General features: G+C 56.8%; 12 protein-coding genes. 6 read left to right on the forward strand and 6 right to left on the reverse strand.

Going from position 1 to position 12,153, the window contains the following annotated elements:
• Nucleotides 1-3 precede the first annotated feature (3 nt).
• The 6 genes from dapD to map all read right to left on the reverse strand — a co-directional run bounded on the left by dapD (nucleotide 4) and on the right by map (nucleotide 6,804).
• Entirely contained in the window at nucleotides 4-1,023 is a 1,020-nt protein-coding gene (dapD, locus tag AC0L6S_RS00365) for a 2,3,4,5-tetrahydropyridine-2,6-dicarboxylate N-succinyltransferase (RefSeq protein ID WP_473426431.1), read from the reverse strand.
• Nucleotides 1,024-1,051: 28 nt separating this feature from the next.
• A complete protein-coding gene (locus AC0L6S_RS00370) occupies nucleotides 1,052-1,408 on the reverse strand; it encodes an ArsC family reductase (RefSeq protein WP_473426432.1) in 357 nt (118 codons plus the stop codon).
• A 73-nt stretch (nucleotides 1,409-1,481) separates the two neighbouring features.
• Nucleotides 1,482-2,135 (reverse strand): endonuclease III, encoded by a 654-nt coding sequence (gene nth, locus AC0L6S_RS00375; protein WP_473426433.1) that lies wholly within the window; start codon nucleotides 2,133-2,135, stop codon nucleotides 1,482-1,484.
• A gap of 10 nt (nucleotides 2,136-2,145) precedes the next feature.
• Nucleotides 2,146-3,336: a succinyldiaminopimelate transaminase gene (gene dapC / locus AC0L6S_RS00380; protein WP_473426434.1), complete on the reverse strand. Its 1,191-nt coding sequence runs from the start codon at nucleotides 3,334-3,336 to the stop codon at nucleotides 2,146-2,148.
• A complete protein-coding gene (gene glnD / locus AC0L6S_RS00385) occupies nucleotides 3,336-6,008 on the reverse strand; it encodes a [protein-PII] uridylyltransferase (protein WP_473426435.1) in 2,673 nt (890 codons plus the stop codon). Before glnD ends, dapC begins: the two co-directional genes overlap by 1 nt.
• A 7-nt stretch (nucleotides 6,009-6,015) precedes the next feature.
• Nucleotides 6,016-6,804: a type I methionyl aminopeptidase gene (map, locus tag AC0L6S_RS00390; protein ID WP_473426436.1), complete on the reverse strand. Its 789-nt coding sequence runs from the start codon at nucleotides 6,802-6,804 to the stop codon at nucleotides 6,016-6,018.
• A gap of 362 nt (nucleotides 6,805-7,166) precedes the next feature.
• Between map and rpsB the strand changes: the two genes are divergently transcribed.
• From rpsB to AC0L6S_RS00420, 6 genes are all read left to right on the forward strand, one after another.
• A complete protein-coding gene (rpsB, locus tag AC0L6S_RS00395; protein WP_473428530.1) occupies nucleotides 7,167-8,003 on the forward strand; it encodes a 30S ribosomal protein S2 in 837 nt (278 codons plus the stop codon).
• Nucleotides 8,004-8,124: 121 nt separating this feature from the next.
• Entirely contained in the window at nucleotides 8,125-8,982 is an 858-nt protein-coding gene (gene tsf / locus AC0L6S_RS00400; RefSeq protein ID WP_473426437.1) for a translation elongation factor Ts, read from the forward strand.
• Nucleotides 8,983-9,189: 207 nt separating this feature from the next.
• Nucleotides 9,190-9,915, forward strand: coding sequence for a UMP kinase (gene pyrH / locus AC0L6S_RS00405; protein ID WP_473426438.1), 726 nt, complete (start codon nucleotides 9,190-9,192; stop codon nucleotides 9,913-9,915).
• Between the two features lie 54 nt (nucleotides 9,916-9,969).
• A complete protein-coding gene (gene frr / locus AC0L6S_RS00410) occupies nucleotides 9,970-10,527 on the forward strand; it encodes a ribosome recycling factor (RefSeq protein ID WP_473426439.1) in 558 nt (185 codons plus the stop codon).
• Nucleotides 10,528-10,536: 9 nt separating this feature from the next.
• On the forward strand, nucleotides 10,537-11,319 hold the full coding sequence (uppS, locus tag AC0L6S_RS00415) for a polyprenyl diphosphate synthase (RefSeq protein WP_473426440.1): 783 nt from the start codon (nucleotides 10,537-10,539) through the stop codon (nucleotides 11,317-11,319).
• A complete protein-coding gene (locus AC0L6S_RS00420; RefSeq protein ID WP_473426441.1) occupies nucleotides 11,312-12,148 on the forward strand; it encodes a phosphatidate cytidylyltransferase in 837 nt (278 codons plus the stop codon). The genes uppS and AC0L6S_RS00420 overlap by 8 nt, the downstream gene beginning before the upstream one ends.
• The last annotated feature ends 5 nt before the right edge of the window (nucleotides 12,149-12,153 follow it).

The raw sequence follows: 12,153 nt of genomic DNA on the forward strand, positions 1-12,153 counted from the left end.
GACTCAGTTGTGAGCGTGCAGTTCTTCGTTCAGCTCTATCGCTGTGCGATTGGTGAGGCACTCCACAGCCCCGGTGCTGGAATTGCGGCGGAACAGCAGGTCGGACTTACCGGCGAGATCGCGGGCCTTGGCAGTCTCTGCGGGCATGCCATCGGCATCGAGCAGCGTCACCTTGGTGCCGGCGGTGATAAACAGGCCTGCTTCGACGGTGCAGCGATCACCCAGCGGGATGCCGATACCCGCATTGGCGCCGATCAGACATTTTTCGCCCACCGAAATCACGATATTGCCGCCGCCGGACAATGTACCCATCGTCGAACAGCCGCCACCGAGATCCGAGCCGCTGCCGACCATGACGCCGGCTGAGATGCGTCCCTCAATCATGCCGGGACCTTCGGTGCCGGCGTTAAAATTGACGAAGCCCTCATGCATGATAGTGGTGCCTTCTCCCAGATGTGCGCCAAGGCGCACGCGTGCGGTGTGCGCAATGCGAACGCCTTCGGGCACCACGTAATTGGTCATCTTCGGAAATTTATCGACACAGCTGACTTCCAGCACTTCTCCGCGCAGTCGGGCCGCTAGCTGGCGTTGGGGCAATTCAGCCAGGTCGATGGCGCCCTCGCTGGTCCAGGCGACATTGGGCAGGACGCCGAACAGTCCCTCCAGATTGGTGCCGTGGGGCTTCACCAGACGGTGCGAAAGCAGGTGCAGTTTTAAGTAACCCTCCGGTACATTGGCCGGGGGTTTGTCACTTTCAAGCAGTACCGCGACCACAGGACGCCCGCTTTCCAGCAACTGCGCCGCCAGCTGTGCCTGCGATTTCTCACCCGATTCGGCGAGTGCTGCCTGCAGTGCCGCCAGTTCGTCACGGTCGAGCGCGTGGTCGTTATCGCAGTCTTCCAACACTGCCGCCAGTGTTGGTGAGGGATTGAGCAGCGGTTGGGGGAAAAATATTTCCAGCCACTGTCCGTTGTCATTGCGTGTGCCCACGCCAAGGCCGAGGGCAAATGCGCCGTCTGTCATGCTGTCTCCATTGTGAGTGACACGCCGGTCAGAGCGTGTGTGCGTTAAAAATCTTTGCGTAGTTCGCTGCGGAAAAGCCGGTATAGCGCTGTTCCCCGGTATCCAGTAGTGGCCGCTTGATCAACGTTGGATGTGCCAGCACCGCCTTGTGGGCAGCCTCATCATCCATGGATGCGCGCGCACCTTCATCCAGTGTTTTCCAGCTTTGACTGCGCCGGTTCAACAGGTTCTGCCATCCCAGTTCGTCTATCCAGGCAGCGACGGCATCGCTGTCCAGGCCATCTTCGCGGAAATCGTGAAACTGGTAGTCGATATTGTGCGTATCCAGCCACTTGCGCGCCTTTCTTACCGTGTCGCAGTTCTTGATACCGTAGAGTGTAATCACAATAATCTTCCATTGGGTAGCGTGGTCGCCACGGCCGGGTAGCATAGCAAAGCCTCGGCGGTAGGTGTAGCGCTCAAGCCTTGTGGCATTTCTTTGGGTGTTTGCGGTTGGGATAGCATGTTCGGCAAATTTCACAGACCCGCCCGTCGCAGCCGCGCGCCGTGCAGTACTGGCGGCCGTAGAAAATAATCTGCAGGTGCAGCCTGTTCCAGTACTCCCTGGGGAACAGGCGTTTCAGATCACGCTCGGTCTGGGTCACGCTTTTGCCGCGCGTCAGACCCCAGCGTTGCGCCAATCTGTGGATATGCGTGTCCACCGGGAACGCCGGTACGCCGAAGGCCTGTGACATCACCACACTAGCTGTTTTGTGGCCGACGCCGGGCAGGCGCTCCAGCGCCTCCATGTCCTCTGGCACGACCCCGCCGTGTTCTTCAAGAAGAATCTCACTCAGGCGTTTTATCGCCTTTGATTTCTGCGGCGAGAGGCCGCAGGGGCGGATGATGGCCTTGATCTGGTCGACGTCCAGCGCCGCCATGTCTGCCGGGTTGTCGGCCAGTGCAAACAGCGCGGGAGTGACCTGATTGACACGCTCATCAGTGCACTGGGCGCTGAGCAGTACGGCGACCAGCAGCGTGAACGGATCGCTGTGATCCAGTGGCACCGGTGTTTCCGGGTACAGCTCCTGCAGGCGGTGCAGTATGTAATCGGAGCGTTCAGCGATCAGCATAACGTTGTCTTTACAATTCGCCCAGGCGGTGAACAATGCGCTGCGCGGCTTCCACGCAGTGCTCTTTGCTTGCGACCAGTGCCATGCGCACCCTGTTTTCCCCCGGGTTTATGCCGTGTGATTCACGTGCCAGATAGCGCCCTGGCAGCACCACGATATTCTCACCGGCATAGAGCTGGCGGGCGAACTCTGTATCGCTCACTGGGGTGTTTGGCCACAGGTAAAAACCGGCATCCGGTGCGCTGACGGCCAGGTGTCCGTCAAACTCGGCCAGCACAGCAGAAAACTTCTCGCGGTACTTCTGACGGTTATCCCTGACATGCTCCTCGTCATTCCACGCAGCGATGCTTCCCAACTGGTGATGTATCGGCAGGGCACAGCCGTGATAGGTGCGGTATTGCAGAAACGAACGCAATATCTGTGCATCGCCGGCGACAAAGCCCGAGCGCAGGCCGGGCAGGTTGGAGCGTTTGGACAGGCTGTGGAATACCACGCAGCGCTGGTAGTCCGTGTCTCCCATCGCGGCACAAGCCTGTAGCAAGCCGGGGGGTGGCGCTGCCTCGTCGAAATAGATTTCCGAGTAACACTCATCGCTGGCGACGACAAAGTCGAACTCATGTGCCAGTCCGATTAGCTCCTGCAATTGCGCAACTGACAGCACGGCGCCGGTCGGGTTGCCCGGGCTGCACAGATATAACAGCTGGCACTGCTGCCACTGCTCGGCGGTGACACTTGAAAAGTCCGGCAGCAGCCCTGACGCCTGCGTGCAGTTGATAAAATGCGGCCTCGCACCTGCCAGCAACGCCGCACCCTCGTAGATCTGGTAGAACGGGTTCGGGCTCATCACCAGCGCCTGCGGCCCGGGTGTCACCACGGCCTGGGCAAAGGAGAACAGGGCTTCGCGTGTGCCGCTCACCGGCAGAACCTGGTTGTCAGCGTCAATCGCCTGCAGTGCGAAACGGCGTGTCAGCCAGCCTGCGATGGCGCTGCGCAGTTCAGGCAGTCCCGCTGTTGTGGGGTAGTTGGCCAGGCGGTGCAGGTTATTCGCGATCACATCGAGTACAAACTGCGGTGAGGGATGTTGTGGTTCACCGATAGACAGCGCGATCGGGGATTTATCACCTGCCGGTGTCAGGTCACTGAACAGCTGTTGCAGTTTGGTGAACGGATAGGGTTCCAGGTGTTTCAGGTTGGGATGCACTAGGCCGCCGCCTGTTCGTCAAGTTCTTCGCAAATCCTGCGTTGCAGGGCGGCGCAGGTTTCTGCATCAGTAATGGGCTGTTGTTTGTCATCGGTGATAAAGAAAACGTCTTCCACTCGTTCGCCCAGTGTCTGGATTTTTGCGGCCTGCAATTCGATATCGAAGGCGACAAATATTCTCCCGAGCCTTGCCAGCAGGCCAGGGCGATCCGGCGTCGAGACTTCCAGCACAGACATATTTTTTATCTCGTCGAGATAAATACGCGTTTCGGTAGGTACAGAAAAAGACTTCATTTTCCGCGGTGTGCGCCATTCCGGTATGGCCACTTTGCCGGTGTCACTGGCAAGTGCGTCGCTCAGGTATTCCTTGATGTGGGCCTGCCGGGCGACATCGTGGGTAATCGGTTTTCCGCTTGAGTCCAGTACAAAGAAGGTATCCAGGCTCATACCGTTGTTGGCATCGTAGATGCGTGCGTCGTGGATGCTCAGGTCCAGTTGTTCCAGCGCTGTGCAGATGCGGGAGAATAACTGGCCTGAGCTGCGTGCATGAATAAAAATCTGTGTGGTATTGGCGACGCTTGACTCGGCATCGTGGCGAATCAACACCAGTGGTGTGTCGAGTTTGTGGTGCCCCGCGACGGCCTCTGTATGCCAGGCGATATCCTCCGTGCGCTCGCGCAGAAAATAATCTTCTCCACGGCTCTGCCATAGTTCATCCAACTCTTCGAGGGTGAATCCGCGCCCTTCGAGAATATCGCTGGACGCGCGACGCACCTGTTCTGCCACCACCTGCTTGTCGACCGGGTTGTCCAGGCCCCGGCGCAGGGCTCTTCGCGTCTCGGTGTACAGCTGGCGCAGCAGGCTGCCTCGCCAGGCGTTCCAGAGCGTGGGGTTGGTGCCATTGATATCGGCAACGGTCAGCGTCAGCAGGTAGTCAAGATGCTCTTCATCCCCCACATGTTCGGCAAACTGCTGGATGACTTCCGGGTCCGAAATATCCTTGCGTTGCGCCACGGCGGACATCAGCAGGTGGTTGCGCACAAGCCATACCACCAGTTCACTGTCTTTCTCATCCAGGCCGTGATTTTCACAGAACCGCTGGGCATCCACAGCACCCAGTTCCGAGTGATCGCCGCCGCGTCCCTTGCCGATATCGTGGTACAGCGCGGCGATATACAGCAGTTCAACTTTGCGCAGCCGCCGCGCGACACGACTGGTTACCGGGAATTTATCTTCGCTGTCGTAGGCCGCAAAACGTCGGGCATTCTTGATCACTTCCAGCGTGTGGGCATCCACCGTGTAGGTGTGAAACAGATCGTGTTGCATTTGCCCCATAATGTGGCCGAATTCCGGCAGGTAGTCGCCGAGGATGCCGTAGCTTGTCATGCGGCGTAGTTGTCGTGTCATCTTGTTGGGGCTGCGCATGATTTGCAAAAACATCTGCTTGTTCTGCTCGTCAGCTCGAAATGTGTCATCGATCAGGTGCCGATTGTCGCGAATGAGACGGGTCGTGGGTGCCGCAATTCCGAGAATTTCCTTGTGCTGTGCACACAGCAGAAACACCTCCAGCAGGGCATTGGGAGTCTTGCTAAACAGGTTATCGTTGCGCGCTTCGATATAGCCATTGCGTACCTGAAATCGCTCGTTAAGGATGCTGACATCATCCTCCTTGTCCTGGTGCAGTATCGCCTGATCGAAGTTCTGTATGAGAACTTCATTGAGCTGCCCCAGCGCCAGTGCCCAGCGATAGTACGTTTGCATGAACTGTTCTACCGCCAGCTTGTCGCCGTCCTTGAACCCCCACAGTGAGGCGAGTTCCCGTTGGTGGTCGAACAGCAGCCTGTCTTCCTCGCGGTCGGCGATCATATGTAGTGCGTAGCGTACCTGCCACATAAAATCGCGCCCCTTGGTGAAGATCGCCATTTCCTCCGAGTTGAGAAATTCCTTAGCGGTAATCTTTTCAATGGATTCGACGCCGAAGTGGCGCTCGGCGATCCAGCCGATGATCTGCAGGTCGCGCAAACCACCGGGCGAGCTTTTGACGTTGGGCTCGAGGTTGTACTCGGTATCGGCAAATTTCTTGTGTCTGGCCAGTTGTTCTTCCAGCTTGGCCTGAAAGAAATCCTTGCTGGACCACATTTTGTCCGGGCCAGTGCGCTCTTGCACCTGCTGCATTAACCGTTCGGGGCCGCGGATTACCCGCGCCTCCATCAGGCTGGTCAGTATGGTGATATCACCGGCGGCGCGCTCGACACACTCGTCCAAATCGCGGACGCTGGGGCCAATATTGAGACCTGTGTCCCACAGCAGGGTCAGAAAATCAGACAGTACGCTCTTGCAGCTGTCGGAGTTCTCGCCCAGTAGGATGAGCAGGTCGATATCTGAATAGGGGTGTAGTTCGCCGCGCCCGTAGCCGCCGACCGCAACGAGCGCCAACTCCGAGGAGCCCCAGTCCTGGTGATCCCAAAGTGCTGCCAGAAATGCATCCATGAAGCCAGCGCGCTGGCGTATCAGGTCTCTGGCTTGAGCGCCGGCGCGAAACTGCGAGTGCAGGTAGGCAGTGGACTTGTCGATGGCTTCCTTGCAACACCGGATAGCATTTGTCTGAGAGAGTTGAGCCCTGAACGCAGCGGCATCAAACATTTTTGGCGGCAGTGTGGTCTCTTCAGTCATTGTCAGCTCAGGCGCTTGTAGCCAGGCGGGTTTCGTCACTGCGCCTGGTGAGGACTTCGCAGCCATCTTCGGTCACCAGAATGGTGTGTTCCCACTGGGCCGACAAGCGTCCGTCACGCGTGGTGACAGTCCAGCCATCGGCTTTGTTGAGTCGCGTATGGCGGCGTCCGGCGTTGATCATCGGCTCGATGGTGAATGTCATGCCGGGTTCCAGTGCCATCCCTGTGCCTTTTTTGCCGTAGTGGAGTACCTGCGGGTCCTCGTGAAATATCCGGCCGATACCGTGACCACAGTATTCGCGAACCACAGAGTAGTAGTGCTTCTCGGCGTATTGCTGAATCACATGGCCGATATCGCCCAGCGTGGCGCCGGGCTTTACTAGCTCAATCGCCCGGTACAGGCATTCCTGGGTGACGTCGATCAGGCGGCTTGCATGGTTTGGTACATCACCCACTTGCACCATGATGCTGGAGTCACCGTGGTACTCGTCCTTGATCACAGTGACATCAATATTCACAATGTCGGCATCCTTCAGTTTTTTTGTATCCGAGGGGATGCCGTGACATACCACGTCATTGATGGATGTGCAGATAGAGCGCGGAAAGCCATGGTAGTTGAGTGGCGCAGGTATGGCCTTCTGTGTCTGCGTAATGTAATCGTGGCAAATACGGTCCAGTTCACCGGTTGTCACGCCAACCTGGACATAAGGTACGATCATTTCCAGAACTTCCGCGGTGAGGCGGCCCGCGACGCGCATCCGTTCAATTTCGTCGGCGGTTTTGATCGATGCTGTCATCGTTAACCTATTGAAAAATAAGAATTAATAAAGAACTTTCCGAGCCGATGCCCAGGCGCGGGGTGGATATTCTACCCTATCCGAAGCAAAATATAGTACCGTCTCGCCCGGCGGCGACTATTTCCGACAGATAGCCTGACTTTATGGGTTGGCTCTTTTATCCCTGCCGCCATTATGATATAAAGCGCGCCTCCTGCTGGCCCGAGTCCGAAATCTTTGCAATTACGGCGCGGTGCACAGACAGGAAAAACCAAAACGACACACACATATCAGCACCTGAATCAGGGTGCCATCGCGCTTTCGGGCTGGGATGGTTTGATGTCAGGGATATGTGGAGGATTAACCCATACAAGGTAACTATTATGTCTCAAGTGCAAGTTAGCATGCGCGACCTGCTTCAGGCGGGCGCTCATTTCGGTCACCAAACACGCTACTGGAATCCTAAAATGGACCAGTATATCTTCGGTGCCCGCAACAAGATCCACATTATCAATCTCGAGCACACCGTACCGGCGTTCAATGAAGCGCTGGAACTGGTCAAACGGCTCGCAGGCAACAAAAACAAAATTCTGTTTGTTGGTACCAAGCGCGCTGCCGGTAAGGTAATTAAAGAGCAAGCCGAGCGAGCTGGTATGCCTTATGTCAACCACCGTTGGTTGGGCGGCATGCTGACTAACTACAAAACTATTCGCGCCTCCATCAAGCGCCTGCGTGATCTGGAAGCACAGCAGAGTGATGGCACGTTTGAGCAACTTACCAAGAAAGAAGCGCTGATGCGTACCCGCGATATGGAAAAGCTTGAGCGCAGCATTGGCGGTATCAAGGATATGGGCGGTCTGCCCGACGCGCTGTTTGTGGTGGATGTCGATCATGAAAGAATTGCGATCAGTGAAGCCAACAAGCTCGGCATTCCGGTGATAGGAATTGTTGATACCAACAGCAACCCCGACGGCGTTGATTACGTTATCCCCGGAAATGATGATGCAATCCGGGCGGTCAAGCTGTATGTCACTGCCGTAGCGGATGCCGCTGTGGCTGGTAAGGTTGAAGCCGGTGAAGCGGTTGCTGCAAGCAATGAGTTTGTCGAGGAAGAGGCCGCACCTGCCGAAGAGGCTGCACCAGCAGCTGAGGAAGCAGCTCCGGCAGAAGCAGTCGCTGACGCCGCAGCCGGTGAAGAGGCTGCAAAGTCTGCAGAATAATTCATATGGGTTGACGCCGGACCATTGACCGGCCGTGGCGTCATAACACCCCTGGTATCACAGCCGGGGGTTTTCGTTTTTGGGGGGGCGCGTTCCCCGATATTGATTAGGAGGTGTACCAATGTCAGCAGCACTGGTAAAAGAATTGCGTGAGCGCACAGGTTTAGGGCTTCTGGAATGCAAAAAGGCATTGGCAGCGGTTGGTGGCGATGTGGAAAAGGCCATTGAGGAACTGCGCAAGTCCAGCGGTATGAAGGCCGCGAAGAAAGCAGGTAGAACAGCTGCCGACGGTGTGGTTGCCGTACGTGTGGCCGATGACTGCAGCTTCGGTGTGTTGGTGGAAGTGAACAGCGAAACAGATTTTGTGGCGCGCGACGAGGGCTTCTTGGGCTTTGTCGATAGAGTTGTCGAAGCCGCGTTTGAGAGCAAGCAGTCTGACACTGCTGCCCTTATGGCGGGTGAACTGGAGTCCGTGCGCGAGGCGCTGGTCCAGAAAATCGGCGAAAATATCGGCGTGCGCCGCATCGAGCTGGTCGAAACCGAAGCTGGCGTAATTGGTTCTTATGTGCACAGTAATAACCGCATCGCTGTTCTGGTGAAGCTCAAAGGCGGTGACCAGGATCTGGCAAAAGATGTGGCTATGCACGTAGCGGCTGTAAACCCGCAGGTGGTTTCTGCTGCGGACATGCCTGAAGAGCTGGTGGCTAAAGAGAAGGAGATTTTTATGGCCCAGGCGCAGGAATCGGGCAAGCCAGCCGACATCATTGAAAAAATGATCGGTGGGCGTATCAAGAAATTCCTGGCAGAGAACAGCCTCACTGAGCAGGCGTTTGTCAAAGATCCGGATGTCACAGTCGGCAAGTTGGTTGCCAACGCTGGCGCCGAAATCGAGTCCTTTGTGCGCTTTGAAGTGGGCGAGGGGATCGAAGTGGAGAAGGTCGACTTCGCCGACGAGGTTGCCGCTCAGCTCAAAGGCTGATTTGCAGCTGCAATAGATTCGAATACGGGGCTCTGCCCCGTTTTTTTCGCCTTGATTCAAGGTCGGAATCCCGCGGGCACACAGCCCCATTGAGATTCCAGTCGGCGGGTTGGTTTATTGCAAAAAGAGCCGTAAATATCAATCGAAGCTACTAGGGAGATCGCCTGATGTCCTGTAAGATACGACACAGCTTTTGGAGGGAGTTTTATGCCCAACGTGGCAGGTGATAAAAAATATAAGCGGATACTACTCAAGCTCAGCGGTGAGGCACTCACCGGCAGCGAAAGTTTTGGTATAGACCCGAAAATTCTCGACTCAATGGCGCTGGCCATTGGGCAACTGGTGGGGATCGGTGTACAGGTGGGGCTGGTAGTAGGTGGCGGCAACCTGTTTCGCGGTGCGGCCCTGCAGCAGGCCGGGCTGGACCGGGTAACCGGCGATCACATGGGGATGTTGGCTACCGTAATGAATGCGCTGGCCATGCGGGATGCGCTGGAGCGCTCCAATATAGCTACACAGGCGATGTCGGCCATTCCAATGACTGGCGTGGTGGATCACTACGACAGGCGGAAGGCCATCCGGGCGTTGATGAATGGCGATGTCGTGATTTTCTCGGCCGGTACCGGCAACCCTTTCTTTACGACAGACTCCGCCGCCTGCCTTCGTGCAATTGAGATGGATGCCGATCTGGTGCTCAAGGCGACAAAAGTCGACGGTGTGTACTCTGCGGACCCGATGAAAGATCCCGATGCCGTGAAGTATGAACGGCTCAGCTACGATGAAGTGTTGGATAAAAAGCTGGAAGTTATGGATTTGACAGCGATTTGCCTGTGTCGCGATCACAATATGCCGGTGCGAGTCTTCGAGATGGAAAAGCCCGGTGCACTGTTGAATATTGTCAGGGGCGGTAACGAAGGCACTTTGATCGAGTAATGGCCGACTGCGTGTTATGTCGAAGTCGAACGGTGGGCCAGTGGAGGATTGAATATGATCGACGATATTAAGGAAGAAGCCAGTGAGCGGATGGCGAAAAGCCTCGAGGCACTGTCGCATAATTTTAACAAGATACGCACCGGGCGGGCGCATCCCAGTTTGCTGGATGGCCTGCGGGTAGAGTACTACGGTTCAGATACGCCGCTTAACCAGGTTGCCAATATCAGTGTTGAAGATGCCCGTACACTGAGTCTTTCTGTGTGGGACAGATCCATGATTCCGGCGGTAGAAAAGGCCATTTATAAATCAGACCTCGGGCTGAATCCCGTTACTGCGGGAGAGGTTATCCGGATTCCGATGCCTATGCTGACCGAGGAAACCCGCAAGGGCTATACACGGCAGGCCCGGACTGAGGCTGAATCCGGCCGCGTCTCGGTGCGCAACGCCAGACGCGATGCGATGGCGATGCTCAAGGAAATGGTCAAGGAAAAGGAAATATCCGAGGATGATGAGCGCCGCGGGCAGGATGAGATACAGAAGCTGACCGATAGCCATATCGCAAAAATTGAACAGATGTTGGCAGAGAAAGAAGCCGACCTGATGCAAATATAGCATTCGTCAGTGGCTACCCACGAACCCCTGTCTCCCCCCGCAGACGACGTTCCCTTGGTAATTCCTCGCCACGTGGCCATCATTATGGATGGCAACAACCGTTGGGCTAAACGCAGGAGTGTATCTGGCCCGACGGGGCACCGTGCCGGCGTCGAGGCCGTGCGTGGCGTTCTACGTGCCTGTAAACACCACGGTGTGGAGGTGCTCACCCTGTTCGCATTCAGCAGTGAGAACTGGGGCCGCCCCGTGCCCGAGGTGCGCGCATTGCTGGCGCTGTTGTCGCGTTATCTGCGCAACGAGGTCAGGGAATTGCACGAGGATGGTATTCGTATCCGCTTCATTGGCGAGCGCAGCCGTTTTAGTCGGCGACAGCAGAAACTGATGGAGCAGTCGGAGGAGTTGACGCGCGGGAACACCGATGCAACGGTGGTAATTGCGGTCGACTACGGCGGCCAGTGGGATATCGCCCAGGCCACCCGGAGGCTGGCGCAGCAGGTGAAAGACGGCGCATTGCAGGTAACAGATATCACCCCCGAGTTGATAGACCGCAATATTTCGATCAGCGATTTACCCCGGCCGGATTTGTGTATCCGCACCGGTGGCGATGCCCGCATCAGCAATTTCATGTTGTGGCACTTTGCCTACACGGAGCTGTATTTTACCGGCACGCTGTGGCCTGATTTTACCGAAATTGAATTCGCGCGGGCGTTGACAGAATACAGCCAGCGCGAGCGGCGCTTTGGTGTGCGTGAACCGGATGGCCTGGTCACCGGTGGCAAAGGCAATGCTTAAGCAGCGGGTCATCACGGCGCTGATAATGGCGGGCCTGTTTTTGGCCGCTATCGCCTACGTGCCGATTCCCGGCCTGGCCCTGTTGTTTGGTGTTCTGGTCGGCCTGGGTGCCTGGGAATGGTCGGGTATGGCGGGCTGGCAACATCGCGCCGCCCGAGGTGCCTATGTGGCACTGGTGCTGGCAGCGATGGCTGCGGTGTATGTCTACTGCCAGCTCGGTGATGAGCCGCCGCGGGTGCAGGTGCAGCCGCTGCTGGGCCTTGCATGTCTGTGGTGGTCATTCGCGCTGCTGTGGGTAAAGGGTTATCCTGACAGTGCCGTACTCTGGCGAACAGTGCTGATGCGCAGCCTCATGGGGCTGCTGATTCTCGTGCCCGGTTGGCTGGCAGCAGTGTATCTGTTGAGCTTTCCACCAGGTGGGTTGATGATGGTGATTCTGGTGATTGTGGCAGCGACAGCGGATATCGGAGCATATTTTTCAGGAAAGCGCTTTGGTAAGCACAAACTGGCAGTGTCGGTCAGTCCGGCCAAGACCTGGGAGGGCTTCTGGGGTGGTGTCGCCGCCAGTACGCTGCTGGCGATCCTGCTGTGGAGCCAGCTGCCGGAGACGGCCGCACACATTGGTTTGGCTTCTGTTGTAGTGGTGATTATCAGCACCGCTCTGGCGTCTGTGGTCGGAGATTTAACTGTGAGTATGGTCAAGCGCGAAAGTGGTATCAAGGATTCCGGCAGCCTGCTGCCGGGTCACGGCGGTGTGCTGGATCGCCTTGACAGTCTCTGTGCCGCAGCTCCGGTGTTTGCGCTGGGTCTGCTGTTGGCGGACTGGTAGCCGCG

It is taken from the genome of Halioglobus sp. D3-4 (genome assembly GCF_055809315.1).

What these genes read in the sequence shown, in the direction of transcription:
- frr (WP_473426439.1), top strand. Translation starts at nt 9,970, where the DNA reads ATGATCGACGATATTAAGGAAGAAGCCAGTGAGCGGATGGCGAAAAGC.
- map (WP_473426436.1), bottom strand. Translation starts at nt 6,804, where the DNA reads ATGACAGCATCGATCAAAACCGCCGACGAAATTGAACGGATGCGCGTC.
- rpsB (WP_473428530.1), top strand. Translation starts at nt 7,167, where the DNA reads ATGTCTCAAGTGCAAGTTAGCATGCGCGACCTGCTTCAGGCGGGCGCT.
- dapD (WP_473426431.1), bottom strand. Translation starts at nt 1,023, where the DNA reads ATGACAGACGGCGCATTTGCCCTCGGCCTTGGCGTGGGCACACGCAAT.
- pyrH (WP_473426438.1), top strand. Translation starts at nt 9,190, where the DNA reads ATGCCCAACGTGGCAGGTGATAAAAAATATAAGCGGATACTACTCAAG.
- tsf (WP_473426437.1), top strand. Translation starts at nt 8,125, where the DNA reads ATGTCAGCAGCACTGGTAAAAGAATTGCGTGAGCGCACAGGTTTAGGG.
- glnD (WP_473426435.1), bottom strand. Translation starts at nt 6,008, where the DNA reads ATGACTGAAGAGACCACACTGCCGCCAAAAATGTTTGATGCCGCTGCG.
- AC0L6S_RS00420 (WP_473426441.1), top strand. Translation starts at nt 11,312, where the DNA reads ATGCTTAAGCAGCGGGTCATCACGGCGCTGATAATGGCGGGCCTGTTT.
- nth (WP_473426433.1), bottom strand. Translation starts at nt 2,135, where the DNA reads ATGCTGATCGCTGAACGCTCCGATTACATACTGCACCGCCTGCAGGAG.